At 61.0% G+C, this 17,111-nt stretch carries 15 protein-coding genes; 7 read left to right on the top strand and 8 right to left on the bottom strand.

From position 1 onward, the window contains the following. Position 1: 1 nt before the first annotated feature. From L598_RS02050 to glpK, 6 genes are all read left to right on the top strand, one after another. A complete protein-coding gene (locus L598_RS02050; protein WP_144859679.1) occupies positions 2 to 1,072 on the top strand; it encodes an ABC transporter ATP-binding protein in 1,071 nt (356 codons plus the stop codon). A 2-nt stretch (positions 1,073 to 1,074) separates the two neighbouring features. After that, positions 1,075 to 1,941, top strand: a complete 867-nt coding sequence (locus tag L598_RS02045; RefSeq protein ID WP_144859676.1) for a sugar ABC transporter permease — start codon at positions 1,075 to 1,077, stop codon at positions 1,939 to 1,941. 49 nt (positions 1,942 to 1,990) lie between these two features. Beyond that, on the top strand, positions 1,991 to 2,869 hold the full coding sequence (locus L598_RS02040; RefSeq protein WP_246658592.1) for a carbohydrate ABC transporter permease: 879 nt from the start codon (positions 1,991 to 1,993) through the stop codon (positions 2,867 to 2,869). Then, the gene (locus L598_RS02035; protein WP_144859673.1) at positions 2,869 to 3,150 is read left to right on the top strand and encodes a DUF2160 domain-containing protein; all 282 of its coding nucleotides are present in this window, start codon (positions 2,869 to 2,871) and stop codon (positions 3,148 to 3,150) included. The genes L598_RS02040 and L598_RS02035 overlap by 1 nt, the downstream gene beginning before the upstream one ends. Before the next feature lie 63 nt (positions 3,151 to 3,213). Then, the gene (locus tag L598_RS02030; RefSeq protein WP_144859670.1) at positions 3,214 to 4,938 is read left to right on the top strand and encodes an ABC transporter substrate-binding protein; all 1,725 of its coding nucleotides are present in this window, start codon (positions 3,214 to 3,216) and stop codon (positions 4,936 to 4,938) included. Between the two features lie 78 nt (positions 4,939 to 5,016). Beyond that, positions 5,017 to 6,510: a glycerol kinase GlpK gene (gene glpK / locus L598_RS02025; protein ID WP_144859667.1), complete on the top strand. Its 1,494-nt coding sequence runs from the start codon at positions 5,017 to 5,019 to the stop codon at positions 6,508 to 6,510. Between the two features lie 106 nt (positions 6,511 to 6,616). Here glpK and L598_RS02020 read toward each other — a convergent pair whose 3' ends face one another. Next, positions 6,617 to 9,589, bottom strand: coding sequence for a LysM peptidoglycan-binding domain-containing protein (locus tag L598_RS02020; RefSeq protein ID WP_144859664.1), 2,973 nt, complete (start codon positions 9,587 to 9,589; stop codon positions 6,617 to 6,619). Between the two features lie 122 nt (positions 9,590 to 9,711). Further along, positions 9,712 to 10,509, bottom strand: a complete 798-nt coding sequence (locus tag L598_RS02015; protein WP_144859661.1) for a tetratricopeptide repeat protein — start codon at positions 10,507 to 10,509, stop codon at positions 9,712 to 9,714. A gap of 74 nt (positions 10,510 to 10,583) precedes the next feature. On the opposite strand from L598_RS02015, the gene L598_RS02010 reads away from it, so the two are divergent. Continuing rightward, positions 10,584 to 11,627, top strand: coding sequence for an EscU/YscU/HrcU family type III secretion system export apparatus switch protein (locus L598_RS02010; protein ID WP_144859658.1), 1,044 nt, complete (start codon positions 10,584 to 10,586; stop codon positions 11,625 to 11,627). Between the two features lie 46 nt (positions 11,628 to 11,673). Here L598_RS02010 and L598_RS02005 read toward each other — a convergent pair whose 3' ends face one another. From L598_RS02005 to L598_RS01980, 6 genes are all read right to left on the bottom strand, one after another. Continuing rightward, positions 11,674 to 12,126, bottom strand: coding sequence for a hypothetical protein (locus L598_RS02005; protein WP_348642727.1), 453 nt, complete (start codon positions 12,124 to 12,126; stop codon positions 11,674 to 11,676). A gap of 11 nt (positions 12,127 to 12,137) precedes the next feature. Then, a complete protein-coding gene (locus L598_RS02000; RefSeq protein WP_246658591.1) occupies positions 12,138 to 13,394 on the bottom strand; it encodes a type II and III secretion system protein family protein in 1,257 nt (418 codons plus the stop codon). Between the two features lie 109 nt (positions 13,395 to 13,503). Next, positions 13,504 to 15,654, bottom strand: coding sequence for a type III secretion system export apparatus subunit SctV (gene sctV / locus L598_RS01995; RefSeq protein ID WP_144859650.1), 2,151 nt, complete (start codon positions 15,652 to 15,654; stop codon positions 13,504 to 13,506). Continuing rightward, the gene (locus tag L598_RS01990; RefSeq protein WP_186444905.1) at positions 15,647 to 15,982 is read right to left on the bottom strand and encodes a hypothetical protein; all 336 of its coding nucleotides are present in this window, start codon (positions 15,980 to 15,982) and stop codon (positions 15,647 to 15,649) included. Before L598_RS01990 ends, sctV begins: the two co-directional genes overlap by 8 nt. A 1-nt stretch (position 15,983) precedes the next feature. After that, positions 15,984 to 16,421 (bottom strand): hypothetical protein, encoded by a 438-nt coding sequence (locus tag L598_RS01985; RefSeq protein WP_144859647.1) that lies wholly within the window; start codon positions 16,419 to 16,421, stop codon positions 15,984 to 15,986. After that, positions 16,418 to 17,111, bottom strand: a 694-nt coding sequence (locus L598_RS01980; protein ID WP_144859644.1) for an EscD/YscD/HrpQ family type III secretion system periplasmic domain-containing protein, incomplete at its 5' end; no start/stop codon positions are given. The genes L598_RS01985 and L598_RS01980, both read right to left, overlap by 4 nt.

Raw genomic sequence — 17,111 nt, 5'->3', positions numbered from 1 at the left:
GATGGCGCGCATCGATCTGGAACATATCCGGCATTCCTACCTGCCCAATCCGCGAGCGGATGCCGACTATGCCCTGAAAGAGGTTCACCAGTCATTAGAGGATGGCGGTGCCTATGCGCTGCTCGGCCCGTCGGGTTGCGGCAAGACGACCCTTCTCAACATCATATCCGGGCTGCTCCGGCCTTCCGAAGGGTGTCTGCTGTTCGACGGAGAGGATGTCTCGGACCGTTCGACGCAGGAGCGCAACATAGCGCAGGTGTTCCAGTTCCCCGTCATCTACGACACCATGACTGTCTACGACAATCTCGCCTTTCCGCTCAGGAATCGCGGTCTGCCGGAAGGCGAGGTCGACCGCAAGGTGCGCGAAATCATCGGGATCATCGGCCTTGCCGACAGGGCGAAGCGGAAAGCAAGGGGGCTGACGGCCGATCAGAAGCAGAAGATATCGCTCGGCCGTGGCCTCGTGCGCTCGGACGTCAACGCCATCCTGTTCGATGAGCCGTTGACTGTGATCGACCCGCATATGAAGTGGGTGCTGCGCTCGCAACTGAAGCAGCTTCACAAGCGCTTTGGCTACACCATGGTCTATGTCACCCATGACCAGACGGAGGCGCTGACCTTCGCCGACCGCGTCGTCGTCATGTATGATGGGGAGATCGTGCAGATCGGCACGCCGGACGAACTGTTCGAGCGGCCGAAGCATACTTTCGTGGGCTATTTCATCGGCTCGCCAGGCATGAACGTCGTGCCGGTATCGGTGCAGGGAAGGACGGCTCATTTCGGAGGCCAGGCGATCACCTTGCCGGGAGCGCCAGAAGGCTCGATGACAGGGCCGGTCGAGCTTGGCATCCGTCCGGAATATGTGCGGCTCGGCCGCGAGGGCATGCCAGTAACGATCAGCAAGGTCGAGGATATCGGCCGCCGCAAGATCGTGCGCGCCAGCCTTGAAGGGAAGGAAATCGCGGTGATCGTCGGCGAGGATGGGGAGATACCCGCCGAACCGCATGTGGCCTTCGATCCGGCCGGCATCAACATCTATGCGGATTCCCGCCGCGTGGAACTGGGGGGCTGACCATGCAGAAGACCTGGAACAATAAGGCCTGGTTCCTCGTCCTGCCGGTGCTTCTGCTGGTGGCGTTCTCGGCGATCATCCCGTTGATGACCGTGGTCAATTATTCGGTGCAGGACACATTCGGCCGCAACGAATTCTTCTGGGCGGGCACGGCATGGTTCGAGGAGGTGCTTGCATCGGACCGTTTCTGGGACTCGATGGGCCGCAACCTTGCCTTCTCGGCCATCATCCTGGCGATCGAGATTCCGCTCGGCATCTTCATCGCGCTCAACATGCCGCGCAGCGGCTGGGGCGTGCCCGTCTGTCTGGTGCTGATGGCGCTTCCGCTTCTGATCCCGTGGAACGTCGTCGGCACGATCTGGCAGGTCTTTGGCCGCATCGATATCGGCCTGCTCGGTCGTGGGCTGTGGGAACTCGGCATCGACTACAACTATGTCAATGACCCGTTCGACGCCTGGGTGACCGTCATCATCATGGATGTCTGGCACTGGACGAGTCTTGTGGTGCTTCTGTGCTATGCCGGCCTAGTCTCGATCCCGGACGCCTATTATCAGGCGGCCAAGATCGATGGCGCCTCGCGCTGGGCGGTGTTTCGCTACATCCAGTTGCCCAAGATGAACCGCGTGCTTCTGATCGCGGTACTCCTGCGCTTCATGGACTCCTTCATGATCTACACGGAGCCCTTCGTTGTCACCGGGGGTGGCCCCGGCAACACGACGACGTTCCTTTCCATCGACCTCGTGAAGCTGGCAATTGGCGAGTTCAATCTGGGAGAGGCGGCGGCCATGTCGATCATCTACTTCCTGATCATCCTGGCCCTGTCGTGGGTCTTCTACACGGTCATGACCAATTATGGCGCGGAGAGGTGAGATGGCGCGGAGCGACGAGACCATCTCCAATGCAAGGACCGAGGCGCTGATGGCGAACGGCAAGGCTGGTCAGGTCCGGCGAGAGGCCGATGTCGCCCTTGCACGCAGGATGCGCCGCCGCGGCGGCGAATCCCGCTTCTGGTGGCTCGTGCCGACCCTCTACATCATCTTTCTGATGCTGCCGATCTACTGGCTCGTGAATATGAGCTTCAAGACCAACCGGGAGATACTCGGCGTCTTCTCGCTCTGGCCGCAGGAGCCGACGCTCAGGAACTATATGGTGATCTTTACCGATCCCTCCTGGTATTCAGGCTACATCAACTCCATCATCTATGTGGTCCTCAACACGGTCATCTCGGTCGTCGCCGCGCTGCCGGCGGCCTACGCGTTCTCGCGCTACCGCTTCCTCGGCGACAAGCACCTGTTCTTCTGGCTGCTGACCAACCGCATGGCGCCGCCGGCGGTTTTCGCACTGCCCTTTTTCCAGCTCTATTCGGCCTTCGGCCTGATCGATACGCATATTGCCGTGGCGCTGGCGCATTGCCTGTTCAACGTGCCGCTTGCGGTGTGGATCCTGGAAGGCTTCATGTCCGGGGTGCCGAAGGAGATCGACGAGACCGCCTATATTGATGGCTATTCCTTCCCGAAATTCTTCGTGAAGATTTTCATGCCGCTGATCGCGAGCGGCATCGGCGTCGCAGCCTTCTTCTGCTTCATGTTCTCATGGGTCGAACTCTTGATTGCGCGCACGCTGACCACCACCGACGCCAAACCCATTGCGGCGACCATGACGCGCACCGTGTCGGCTTCCGGTCTCGATTGGGGTGTGCTGGCGGCCGCCGGCGTGCTCACCATCATACCGGGCGCGCTCGTGATCTGGTTCGTGCGCAACTATATCGCCAAAGGCTTCGCCCTGGGGAGGGTGTAATGAACTTTTCCTGGATGGCCTGGACATGGCCGACAGCCACCTTCTTCGCCACCATCCTTCTGCTGCTGGTCGGCATGGGCGTATGGGAATATTTCTCGCCGGGCGGCAATCCGCGCGTCGGTGTCCTGCGCTTCGAGACAACGCGCGGCGATCGTCTCTTCATTTCGCTGCTCGGCAGCGCCTTCATTCATCTCGCCTGGCTGGGACTCGTCGGCCCCGGCCTCTGGTGGGCTCTCGCTCTCTCCGTAGTCTACGCAATCGGCGTGTTTCGCTACGTATAGAGGGGGGAAAATGGTGGGAGCCCGTGGCTCCGGATCTGTTCGCAAACTATGGGAGGTTTGATCATGCGACGGCAATTTCTAGCATCCACAACAGCGCTCATTCTGTGCTTCGCGGCAGGCAATGCCTTTGCCGGCATGGACGAGGCAAAGGCGTTTCTCGATGCCGAGATCGGGGACATGTCGTCGCTCGACCGCGCGGCACAGGAAGCCGAGATGCAGTGGTTCATCGATGCTGCAGAGCCCTTCCAGGGCATGGAGATCAAGGTCGTCTCGGAGACGATCACGACCCACGAATACGAGTCCAAGGTGCTGGCGCCGGCATTCTCGGCCATCACTGGCATCAAGGTCACGCACGATCTCATCGGTGAAGGCGACGTGGTGGAGAAGCTGCAGACCCAGATGCAGTCGGGCGAGAATATCTATGATGCCTATGTCAACGATTCGGATCTGATCGGCACCCACTGGCGCTATCAACAGGCGCGCAGCCTCACCGACTGGATGGAGAATGAGGGCAAGGACGTCACGAACCCCAATCTCGACATCGACGACTTCATAGGCAAGTCGTTCACGACTGCTCCGGACGGCGATCTCTACCAGCTTCCCGACCAGCAGTTCGCGAACCTCTACTGGTTCCGCTACGACTGGTTCAACGACGAGAAGAACAAGGCTGAGTTCAAGGAAAAATACGGCTATGACCTCGGCGTGCCGGTCAACTGGTCGGCTTACGAGGACATCGCCGAGTTCTTCACCGGCCGCGAGATCGACGGCAAGAAGGTCTATGGCCATATGGACTACGGCAAGAAGGACCCGTCGCTCGGCTGGCGCTTCACCGATGCCTGGCTGTCCATGGCCGGCAATGGCGACAAGGGCATCCCGAACGGAAAGCCGGTCGACGAATGGGGCATCAAGGTTGACGAGAATTCGCGGCCGGTCGGCTCCTGCGTGGCGCGCGGCGGTGACACCAACGGTCCGGCCGCCGTTTATTCGATCCAGAAATATCTCGACTGGATGAAAGCTTATGCACCTGCAGCCGCCCAGGGCATGACCTTCTCTGAGTCGGGTCCGGTTCCCGCGCAAGGCGAGATCGCGCAGCAGATCTTCACCTATACGGCCTTCACAGCTGACTTCGTCAAGGAAGGGCTGCCGGTGGTCAACGAGGATGGCACGCCGAAATGGCGCTTCGCCCCTTCGCCGCACGGCGTCTACTGGAAGGAGGGCATGAAACTCGGATACCAGGATGCCGGCTCATGGACGATCCTCAAGTCCACCCCGGATGACCGCGCCAAGGCCGCCTGGCTCTATGCGCAGTTCGTCACCTCCAAGACGGTGGACGTGAAGAAGAGCCATGTCGGCCTTACCTTCATCCGCCAGTCGACGCTCGACCATCAGTCCTTTACCGATCGGGCGCCGAAGCTTGGTGGCCTGATCGAGTTCTACCGTTCGCCCGCCCGCCTTCAGTGGTCGCCGACCGGTACGAACATTCCGGACTATCCGAAGCTTGCGCAGCTCTGGTGGCAGGCAATCGGTGATGCGGCTTCCGGCGCCAAGACGGCCCAGGAGGCCATGGATTCGCTCTGTGCGGAACAGGAGAAGGTGCTTGAGCGTCTCGAGCGCGCCGGCATCCAGGGCGATATCGGACCGAAACTCGCCGAGGAGCACGATCTCGAATACTGGAACAAGGATGCCGTCTCGAAGGGCAACCTTGCGCCGCAGCTCAAGATCGAGAATGAGAAGGAAAAGCCGATCACCGTCAATTACGACGAACTGGTCAAGAGCTGGAGCAACTGAGGCCGCATAGTCTCAGTTGACCGCCAAACGGAGGCGGCAGGAATGCCGCCTCCTTCCTTGTCTGGAGACAGGTTGCCGATGGCCAATCACATCCTCGCCATAGACCAGGGCACGACGTCGAGCCGCGCTATCGTCTTCGACGGTGAAATGAAGGTTGTCGCGGTCGGGCAGAAGGAATTCACACAGCATTATCCAGCCTCGGGCTGGGTTGAGCATGACCCGGAAGAGATCTGGTCGTCGGTCGTCACGACCGTCAAGCAGGCCCTGAGAAAGGCCGGCCTCACGGCTTCCGATATCGCAGCCATCGGCATCACCAACCAGCGCGAGACCGTCGTCATCTGGGACAAGGCGACCGGCAAGCCGATCCATAACGCGATCGTGTGGCAGGACCGGCGCACGGCGCAGCTTTGCCAGAAACTGAAGAAACAGAGTCTGGAACAACGCTTCACCAAGAAGACAGGGCTTCTTCTCGATCCCTATTTCTCGGGCACGAAGCTCTCCTGGCTGCTCGACAAGGTGAAGGGCGCGCGCAGCCAGGCCGAAAGAGGCGAATTGCTGGCCGGCACGATAGACACATTCCTGATCTGGCGGCTGACGGGCGGCAAGCTGCATGCCACCGACGCGACCAATGCCTCGCGCACGCTCGTCTACAATATCGTAAAGAACGAATGGGACGAGGAACTGCTCAAGATCCTGCGCATCCCGGCCACCCTGCTGCCGGAAGTGAAGGATTGCGCGGCCGATTTCGGAGAGACGGAAAAATCGCTCTTCGGCGCTTCCATTCCTATTCTCGGTGTTGCGGGGGACCAGCAGGCGGCGATGATTGGCCAGGCCTGTTTCGAGCCGGGCATGATGAAGTCGACCTATGGCACGGGCTGCTTCGCCGTTCTGAATACAGGGGACAAACTCTGCCTGTCGAAGAACCGTCTGCTGTCGACCATCGCCTACCGGCTCGATGGCAAGACCACTTATGCGCTGGAGGGCTCGATCTTCGTTGCCGGTGCCGCTGTGCAGTGGCTGCGTGATGGCGCGAAGATGATCTCCAAGGCTGCCGATAGCGGCGTGCTGGCGGCAAAGGCCGACGTCACGCAGACCCTTTATCTCGTGCCGGCTTTTGTGGGGCTTGGCGCTCCCCATTGGGATGCCGACGCGCGCGGTGCCATATTTGGTCTCACGCGCAATTCCGGTCCGGCGGAATTCGCTCGCGCGGCCCTGGAATCGGTGGCTTTCCAGACTCGCGATCTGCTGGATGCCATGAAAAAGGATTGGAAGGACTCGAATGGCAGGACGGTCTTGCGTGTGGACGGCGGGATGGTTGCCTCCGACTGGACCATGCAGGCGCTCGCCGACATTCTCGACGCACCGGTGGATCGCCCGCAGATACTGGAAACGACCGCGCTGGGTGCCGCCTGGCTGGCGGGGTCACGCGCAGGCGTGTGGCCGAAGGCCAAGGCCTTTGCCAAAAGCTGGTCGCTGGAGCGGCGCTTTGAGCCGAAAATGTCTGCGGAGGAACGCAACCGCAAGATAAGAGGCTGGCGGGACGCAGTCAGGCGGACGCTGAGCTGCTCCTGATCGCGGCAACCGTAGACGGGTGAGCCAGCGATGAGCGCCCGCGCTGGGGCTGCATCGCGGGGAGCGTCTGTTTGCGGACCGGTTGGTAACGGATTGCTCGGGGCTTTTATGCCACCGGAATGTCGAGTTCGAGCACTGCGAGAACGGCATCGAGCTGTGCGGCCGATTCCGGGCGGCCTTCACCGGAGCGAACGAACCAGGGCCGTTCCTCGGTACTGAAAACGCGCTCGTCATCATTGTCCGACGTGGCCTCGAAGCGGGCGATATCGCCATCGAATTCATCGAGCGTATGGTGCAAGTTGTCGCGCAGCGCCGCGAGCTTGGCTAGGCCATCCTCGCTGCTCGCAATTGAATTGATCCAGTCTACCGTCTGCTCCGGGGTCAGACCTTTCAATTCGCCATAGCGCATCAGGATGGGAACCGGGCTGTAGCCTTCACCGCTCTGGTCGATCAACGCTGATGCTGCCTCTTCGTTGAATCCGCTATGCCGAAGGAAGGCGGCGGTCGTTTCGGTCTCGAAGCGGCTGTTGTGCTGGGCATTCTGGATTCCATCCCAGATGAAAAGGCCGACCGTGGCCACGCCGGCAACGCCGAAGCCGATCGGGCCTGCCAGGCTCGACGATCCAAACACCGCATAGCTGACCCCGCCGGCCGCGGCCACATTCAGCCCCGCGCCCACGACGTCTCCGTGGGAGAGGCGCCCCATCGCATCGACGGCGGCAAGGCTCGCGCCGAGCAGGTGGACCATTTTGCCGCCGAGCTTCAGGCCGTTGGTCAGTGCAGATTCGTTCGACGTCAGCAGCGAGGTCACGAACTGTGCGCTGTCGATGCCCACGCGCGCAGAATCGACCGCCAACTGCAATTGGGCGCGCAGCGACGGATCTTCTCCATAGGCCTCTATGGCGTTGGCCAGGCCGGAGCCCACGATCGCCAGCGCGCTCGCGCGGAAGAGACGGTTGAACGGGGCATCGCGCAACTGCGCGTCGAACGTGTCCAGAGCATTGTTGAGGTTGCGGACGGCGTCTATGCCGTATCTTTCGGCATTGAAGTCGTCAGTGTGCTCCGGCACCAGATCCAGGAATGCATCGGAAATCTCGCCGAGCTGGTTGCTGCTGATGCCGAGGAGATTGGCGAGCTCCGGATTGTTGGCCAGCGCTTCGGTGAGTTGATCGCGCGCCGCTTGAAGCGAGGCCGGATCGCTCGGATCGATATCGCCGGCCGGTATCATCACGTTCTCGCGCAGATACGCTCCGACAAGATTCGACGCCAACGGATTGTCGCTGCCGGTGATGCCGAGGTCGTTGAAGAGCTGGATCAGTTCCTGACCCGCTTCTCCTTTCACAAGCTCCGGCAGGTCCCGCAGTGCCATTGATACGGCCAGTTGCGCATTCGGATCGTCCAGAAGATTGTTGATGCGTTCCTGATGATCGGCGCGCGTTTCGTCTGGCAGGTTCTGGAACTGCTGGATCTGGGTCAGAAGGCCCGAGCCACGGTCGGCCAACTGCCTTTCCAGCTCATCCAGCCGGTTTTGCCATTCCGGCCCTTTCTCGTCGATATAGTCCTGGATCGCGGTCTCGAGCTGTTCTTCCGTCATGGCAGTGCTGCCATTCGAGATGAGGTAGCTCAACTCCTCGAGATGGGCGCTGTAATCTTCGGCCAGATCGGCAATGCCGTGGTCGCGCGTGCCTTCGACCGTGTACAGGATCTCGTCGAGAACGCTCGGGTCGATACCCTCCATGGAAGCTATCGTCAGGGCATAGGCAGGAATCGGCTCTCCATTGCCGATGGCCTCGTACATGGACGATCGCACGGTGTTCATGTCGAAGAGGCCCATTTCGGCGAACCGGTTCGCCGCCTCTTCGCCGCTGGTCGTTCCCGCAATGCGGTCGAGGACGCTGATAAGGGACGATGTTCCTTCCGGCCCGATCTGAACGCCGCTATAGCCATTGTCGAGATAGTGCTGCTGAGCCTCTCCGAGCTTCGGCATCATCGCGTCCACGACCCTGGCGGCCATTTCGGGATCCAGATCGGCCGTGAGTGTTTCGAGCCGTTGCATGGATTCGAGCGTGGGAGCGCCTGGTTGTTCCCGATCCAGGTCGCTGCTGATCAGAGGATCGGCCACCCAATTGGCTGCACCATCGATGATTTCCTGTGCCGCGTCCGATCTGTCGAGCGCGTCGCTCAGGCGTTCCGACGCATTGGTGTAAACGCCCTCCAACTCCTGCAGGGCCTCTGCCGGATCATCGGTTTTGATTCCCTCAACAAGCTCGCTGGCTGCATTGTCGGCGATGGTGCGGGCGCCTTCTGTCCTGTCAAGTGCAGTCTGCACGCTCGGGGAAGCATTCCCGTAGAGCTCTTCCAAGACACGCAGGGCCTCCGTCGGGTCCGTCTCGGCTTGTGCTTCGGCGATAATGTCGCGGGCGGCAGCTTCCGATTCCATGCCGGTATGGCCGCTGTCGGTAAGCTGGATATTCGCCATTTCGGCCGCTTGCTCTATGGCCATCTGTGCCGGGCCGGCATCCACCCAGTCATTGTCATAGAAGCGCTGGAGTGCCTCCTGGCGGCTTTCGGGCGGCAGCGCTTCCAGATAGGCGCCGATATCGGTGGCGATCTCTCCGATTTCAGCGTCGAAATCGATGGTTCCGGGATCATCGGCATATTCAAGCGCGTTGCCACGTTCATAGAGATTCTGAACGAAACCTTGTTCGCCTTCAGGAATGCCGGACTGGTTGAGAGGCGTGTTGGCGGCTTCTTGTGGGGAAGTGTTCGGGAGGAAAAGCACATCCCCCGGATGGATCAGATCCGGATTCGAATTCAGCAGGGATTCATTGATCTCGATAAGCTCTTGATGCGAAACGTCGAATTGATCGGCAATGGTCCATAGGCTGTCGTGCTGTTCAACCACGACCAGCCGCTCCTCGAACTCATCTATTTCGCCGGAACCCCCTGCCTGCTCCCTGGCGCGCAGTGCTTCCGAAATCGCCTGGGTGAAGGCCTGCTGTTGCGCCCTCGAAAGGGAAGTGACCCGTCCGTTCTCATTGTATCGATGCGTTGCTTCGGCGTCGATCCGAAAAGACATGCGGCGTCCCCTTCCAGTCTGCTACATGGGGCGACCGTACGCACCAAATCGGGCGCGCAATTAAAGCTTCTGTTTCAGTTTTATGAAAATCGACGGCAGGCTCCTACAGGAGGATGGCCTGCCTATCCGCCGGCGGAGCCGAGTGCCTGGGCGCGGGCCAGCACGGTCGGTTTTGCGCGGAAGGATTTCGCCTGCGCGAGAAGTTCGTTCACCTCCGTGGTAGACAATCCGGCAAGTGAGAGGGCGCGTGCCTCGCCGGCCTGGCCGAGCAGGCCGTAGACCAGAATCGCATTGCGCTTGTGATGCAGGCTTGCGCTCGGAGAGGTGGCTACCTTCCGCGCCAGCGGAAGGGCCCTGCTGGCATCGTTCGCCAACGCCATGGCAATCGCCATGTTGATCTGGATATCAAGGTCGTTAGGAGCCAGGGACAGCGCTTGCTGGAACGTGGCAAGCGCAGGCTCGATCTGGCCGGCGAAAGTCTGTGCGACGCCAAGCCGGTTATAGGCCTCGACCGTGTTCACGCTCCGGGTCCCTTCCGCGAGCGTGCGGAGACCGGCTTCCGTATCTCCCTCATTGACCATCACCCAGCCGAGACCGACAAGGGCGGGACCGTAATTGGGCGAACGGGAGAGGGCGGCCTTATAGGATTGGATGGCCTGATCAGGATACCCAGCACGCATATAGGCGTCGCCGAGTTCGACGAATGTTTGAGCGGAGGCGTCCTGAGCCGAAGCAGCCTGTTCATAAAGCGCTATGGCTGTTCCGGTGTCGCCCTGCTTTTCTATATCCGCGGCCAGCCGCAGGAGGCGGGAAGACTTGCCGCCCTGCTCCGCGGCATCGAGCTTGCTTTGGTTTTGTGTTGTTGCACAGCCCGAAAGGATTACTATGACCAGTGCAGCCAGACCGATTTTACGTTGCATGCCCAGTCTCCCTGCCGCGCTCCGCGCGGGTCACTCCTCGGGGGAAGTAGCAAGGCAAGTCATAGGCGAGTCCGATGGCACAGGAAAGTGAGGAAAAGCAACTTCCGGCCACCGAAAAGAAGCTTCGGGACGCGCGCCGGAAGGGACAGGTGCCGCAGAGCAGGGATCTGGCTGCCGGATTTTCCATTTTCGCCGTCCTTCTCTATCTGGTGTTTGTCTGGCCCGCCATCTCGGATAGGTTTTTCTTATTGGTGGAGGCGGTTACCAGCCGCCAGGACGATGCCTTCGCCGACGCCAGCAGATTTGCCATTCACCAGGCCTATTCGACCATATTCGCCGTTCTCGTGCCTTTGGTCTGCATTGCCGCGGTTGCTGTCATCATCTTCGGCGTCTTTGCCACCGGCGGTCCCGTATTCTCCTTCGATCCAGTCAAGCCGCGTTTCGAGAAGGTCAATCCCGCACAGGGCTTCAAGCGGATCATGTCCCTGCGCAACGTGGTCGAGTTCGCAAAAAGCCTGATCAAGCTCGTGCTGCTTGCGGCACTGCTTACCGCCATCCTGCTGGCTTGGCTCCAGACCCTCTTCGAAGCGCCGGGCTGCGGCGAATCCTGCCTCAGAGGGACTATAACCGGGGTGATATCGCCTCTTCTCATTGCAGTAGCGCTGGCCTTCGTGCTCATCGGACTTCTCGACGTTCCCATCCAGCGGGCACTTTTCCGGCGCGACATGCGGATGACGAGAACGGAGTTCAGGAGAGAGCGCAGGGACCTGGAGGGCGATCCGCAGATCCGGCAGGAGTTGCGGCGCCAGCGGCGGGAGGCCGTGGCGCGGCCTATCAAGCGCGGTATAGAGCATGCCTCACTGGTCCTGCATGATGGCGACAGGCTGGCCGCATTGCGCTACGTGGCCGGTGAGACACCCGTGCCGGTCATCGTGGTGATGGGGCAGGGCGGAGAGACCGCCACGCTCCTTTCGCAGGCCCGCCGGCTGGGATGCCCCGTGGCGCAGGATGCCGCTTTCATCGACGCGGTCTTCATCAAGGGGCGCGTGGGCAATGATCTGGAGTCGAACCTGTTTCCGCTTGTGGCGCGCCATCTCGTGCGGTTGAACCTCGTTTGAATGGCGGCATGATCCTGACTGGTCCATGTCATACCAGGCGACCAGGCTAGCCTCCAGGCGTCTGAAGCGGATCGGGCATGCTGCCTTCATCATGCGCGCCGCCGATCGCTTCCTCCTCGCCATATATGTAGCGGCGGGCTGCTCGTACCGTCGGTGCGGCAGGAGCCGGACCGAGTCTTCTGCCTTCCACAAGGTCCCGCTGGTTTTCCGCCATGAGCTGAAGATTGTAGGCGTTGGCGCAGCCAGGCGGCAGATGCGGACCCAGTTGAGGGACGACGGTTCCTATCGTCTGGGCCGGTTGAGGGGAACTGTCCGCAGGTTCGCCGAGGCAGGCGTCCGGAACCAGAATGGACCCACCCACTCCCTTGCCGGTATCGGTAAAGCTGTTCGTGGAAACATAGCTATATCCCGCCGAATGGTCCGGGGGAGCGGAGGCGCAGCCGGCTGCTGTAAGAAGAGACAGCATCGCCATTGTGCGAGCGGCATGGTATGAGCTCATCATTCGTCCCCTCATTTCACGATCATGCCAACGCCGGTAGTGTTTCTCGGCTGTGGTTTGGGTGCCGGCCTGTCGAGAGGGGTCGCCATTTTCCCGTAGCTGACCGGCTCGACCAGATATGGCGTGATCAGGATGACAAGTTCGGTCTCTTCCCGCTGGAAACGCTGCGACTGGAAAAGGGCGCCGAGAACCGGCACATCGCCCAGAACCGGAAACTTCTGCAGGTTGGTCGACAGGCGGCGCTGGAAAAGGCCGGCTATGGCAAAAGTTTGTCCGCTTGCCACCTCGACCGTAGTATCTGCACGGCGTACCACGAAGCTCGGCAGGTTCAGCCCCTCCACGGTGACGCTCCCGCTGTCAGAAAGCGAGCTGACCTCCGGCTTGACGTTGAGCGCGATGCGGTCATTACCGATCAGGGTCGGCGTGAAATCGAGCGAGACGCCGAAGGATTTGTAATCCACGGTAATGGAGTTGTCGCCCTGAGGAACGGGAACGGGAACTTCGCCGCCGGCCAGAAAACTTGCCGTATGGCCGGTCTTGGCCGTGAGATTGGGTTCCGCCAGGATCTTTACGATCCCGTTGCGCTGCAAGGCCTCGAGCAGCACCTCGATATTGACGTCGTTCGAGCCGATGCGGAAGCCGAGATTGCTTTCGCTTACGTCGCCACGCTTGAACATCCCGAAGCTGAAGCTGCCGTCGGTAATGGTGGCATTCCAATCCAGGCCATAGGCCAGGAGTTCGGAACGCGAAACTTCTGCGAAGCGAACGCGTATATTGACCTGCTGCGAGCCGTCTATGGTCGTGTTGTTGAGCGGCGGGTGCTCGGGCGGCGAATAGGTCCGGGCGACGCTGTCGACGTCGAGAGCCTCATTCACCGTGCGGGTCCGTCCTACCGCCACAAGTCGGTTGCCGAAGAAGGTCAGCTCCGTCGCGGAATTCGGCCGCAGTCTCTGGTTGGCTTCTGTGGCCCCGCGCCCATCGACGCCGACACGAAACTCCATCGACGCTTCCACCTGCTGGTCGCCGGAGACGGCAATGAGGTTAGTGATGCCGGGCTTGAGGCCGAAAACATATACCATGTCCGAGGACACGATCTGCAGATCGGCGATGGTAGTATCCGCAATAAGCACCGATTCTACCGGCTGGCTGAAGCGGAAAAGCTTGCCTTGTCCGACATGAAGATCGACCTGCCGTTCAATTGGCTCGGAAGACTGCGCCGGTGCTTCCCCCGAAATGAAAAGCACGATGCCGAGCGCCGCCAAAAGCATGCACACGAGCCGGCTCCATACCGGGCAAGCCCTATGGTCCGGTTGTGCTGGAGTGCCAGCTATTGTCATGCATTTCCCCTCTAAGCATGTCAGTCAAAAAACTTTTAAGCTAAGGAATGGAGGTCTGCGCCGCGGGCAGCGCCCTGGGCTGGCGGCTTGCACCATGCGCCCGGCGACCTGTTATCGTCGCTAATGGCTGAACGCTGAACTCCGGCGCCAATTCCTGATAGGAGAGCACCGGTAGCTCTATCTTCTTTTGCTTGAGCAGACTGCGCATATGACGTCGCACATCCGTGGCCGTCAGGACGACAGGCGCTGTTTCGGCCGATGTTTGTGAGAATGCCTGCTCGATCTGCTCTATGATGGCCTGCAAATCATCGCCGGAAGGGTTGACAGCCGCGCCGGTGGAGGTGATCTGCACTGCAGCCCGCAAAGTCTCCTCGGCGGAAGGCTGCAGGACATATGCGGCGACGATGTTGTCGCGATTGGCCACCCGGAAGGTGATTTGCCGCTTCAGCGCGATCCGGACATGTTCCGCCAGCACGGCTGAATCCTTCTCGCGCTGGCCCCATTCTGTCAGCGCTTCCAGGATGATGCGCAGATTGCGCACGGGTACGTTTTCGGCGACCAGCCGGCGCAGGACATCGGCAATCTTCTGCAGTGGCACGGTTTCCTGCACTTCCCTGACAAGCTCCGGATAATCCGTTTCCTGCGTGGAAAGCAGCCGGCGGGTTTCCTGTATGCCGATAAAATGATCCGCAAAGGCGCGCAGGGCGTGTTCGAGGGCGCCGCGAACCACTTCCATGGGCTGTATGAAGCTGAGGTGAGCCTGCTCCAGTTCCGGCGCATGCTGAGCCTCGACCCAGACAGGCTCGCGCCAGCCAGCCAGCACGGGTCCCTTTCGATAGCCGATGCCGAGCAGGTCCAGATTTGCACTGTCCGCCAGCACGAGCACGCGGTCAGCCGGCACATCGGCGGTGAGAATTGGAGCCCCTTCCATATCCACCCGCATGCGGTCCGCGCCGATTGCATCGTCGACCTGCATCCCGATTGCCGGCACCTCGATCCCAAGGTCGGCCTGCAGGTCATGACGGATCCGTTCGCTTTCCCGGGCGAATGCCTGTGCGGAAATCACGGCGCCGAGTTCCGGGCCGAGCCGAATCACAAGGCGGTTTGACGACGGCAGCGCCGGCTTTTCCTCATGCTCCAGGGCGTCCATGCCCGCATCAGCCGTCTGCCGTGTGGAAGCCGGCGGGGTCAGGTCGACAGCCGGCTTGTGGCGGGACTGGCTGCGATGAAGGCCATAGGCGCCGGCTGCCATTGCCGCTCCCAGGATGAGGAACACCACGGAGGGAAAGCCAGGAACGAGGCTCAGCGCGATCAGGATCGTGGCACCCAGTCCGAGTGTGCGCCCGTCGCGAAGGAGCTGACTGGTTATCTGTTGACCCAGATCGCCCTGATCGTCGGCACTTGCCACGCGGGTGATCATGGTGCCGGCCGCGATGGCTATCAGCAGCGCCGGTATCTGGGCCACCAGCCCGTCCCCCACGGTCAACAGCGAATAGGTCTGCATGGCTTCGCCCATCGACATATCGTGCTGGAGCGTTCCCACGCTGAACCCACCGATCAGATTAACGAAGATGATGACGATGCCGGCGATCACGTCGCCTTTGACAAACTTCATGGCGCCATCCATAGCGCCGTAGAGCTGGCTCTCATGTTCGAGCTGCTTGCGCAGCCGGCGAGCCTCGGCCTGATCGATGTCGCCATTGCGCAACTCGGCATCGATGCTCATCTGCTTGCCGGGCAAGGCGTCCAGCGTGAAACGGGCGGCCACTTCGGCGACACGTTCGGCGCCTTTGGCGATCACCACGAACTGCGCGGTGGTGATGATGAGGAAGATCACGAGCCCGACTGCGACACTGCCGCCGACGACGAAGACGCCGAATGCGGTCACGATGTCTCCCGCATCTGCCTGCAGGAGGATGAGGCGTGTCGTCGTGATCGTGATGGCGAGGCGGAAGAGGGTGGCGATCAGGATCACCGAAGGCAGCGAGGAAAATTGCAGCGGATGCGTGACATAGAGCGCCGCCAGCAGGATCAGTACGCTGAGGGCGATATTGGCCGTGATGAGAATATCGACGAGCCATGTCGGCAACGGGATCAGCATCATCGTCACCGCCACAAGCATCAGGACGGCGATGACGAGATCGCTGCGGCGGGACAATTTCGCAAGGAAAGGAAGCAGCCGGTCAAGCATTTGCGCGCTCTTCACGGCTGGCCAGGAATTCACGGAAGGAGCGGCGTGCATCCTCCGTTCGGCCGGCTTTCAGCAAAGCACGGCTTTTCAGCAAGGCCAGCACGGGCTGTTGTTCCGTATCGTCGATGGCTTCCAGCCGGGCGATTGTAGCAAGGGCCTTGTCCGCCTCTCCGTCGAGTGTGAGCAAATGGGCCAGTGTCCGCAGAATGGCGGGATTGTCCGGGGCCAATTGCACGGCGATCAGCAGGTAGACCACGCCCCGCTTTATCTGCCCGTGGCAACCATAGAGATGGCCGAGTATATGCAGCAGCTGCACTGTGTCGCGCATTTCACTCCGGCTCGAATCCCTCCTGCATTCTGTCAAGCAGGTCGCGTTGGCGTTCGATCTCCTCCTCCATCAGGGCTTTCGCCAGATCATGTAGCTGGTCTCCTCCGTCGAGATCCGGGACCAGATCCGTGATGCAATGCTGCAGAATGGACACGGAGCGGCTTAGGATCGCAGGCTCCAGGGCCTGTGGAGCAACGAATTCGGCGAGCAGGTCGTCGACCGACATTGTTGGGCGGGAGGATGGTGCAGGCTTCGCTTCTGCGCTTGCAGGTTGCTCCGTCGCGCCGGATTCTTGCGAGCGGCCTGCCTTGAGGCGAACCGAGTCGACAGGACGGCGCCGAACCGGCTGTCCGCGCAGCGCCTCGATATTCTGCGCCTCCCGCCCTGACGGTTCGAGCCTGGGCGTGTCAATCCGCAATGCATCCACGCGTCGCGTCATTGATATTTCAGCGCCATTACTGTGTCGCCCTTGGCCAGCAGCAATTGCTCCTCGCCGATCTCCTTGATGATCCAGCCGCCGCTGACGAAAGCGCCTTCATGGTACCGGGCGCCGTCGGAAGTGATGATGTATGGCCGCTCGCCGTACCAGATCGCCCGTAGGGGAAGGCGCGGAGCGGTGCTGGCATCGCCAACGGCCACATTGGAGATGAGGAGGAGACGCCCCTGGTGCAATTCGTCGAACCAGGCCTGGACCGATCTCCATGCCTGAACCTGATGGTCGGGTATGGTTCCCGAAACCATCAGACGACCCTCTGCGGCGGTTATCTCCAGGCCACGGATCCCGGCCTGTTCCAGTTGGACTTTCAGGCCGTCGCGAGCTTCCCGCTCGAACCGATCCTGCTGTTGCGATGCACCTTCCGGATGCTGAATGCCCGCCACCGTAAGGCTCGCATCCGCGCTGGCGGCGCTTCCGTCCAGTCCGACTTTGGAAAGCGTATTGGATGCCACGGGCACGGCGAATATCGTCGCCAACAGACCTGCCGCGATCATGTATGTCCGGTTGGGAATGGCTGCAAAGACCGGCGGCCGGGGCTCACCGCCCGTCAAGCGGATTCGCGCCGCGCCTATCGTGGCCTCGATTGGTAGCCGGCAGCGGTATCCCTCGGGTACGACCTGACCATCCGACAGA

The organism is Mesorhizobium sp. J18, assembly GCF_007829525.1.
Lineage (GTDB): Bacteria > Pseudomonadota > Alphaproteobacteria > Rhizobiales > Rhizobiaceae > VLJP01.
The sequence above is the reverse complement of the archived record's forward strand: the minus strand, read 5'-3'. Positions and strand labels throughout refer to the sequence as shown.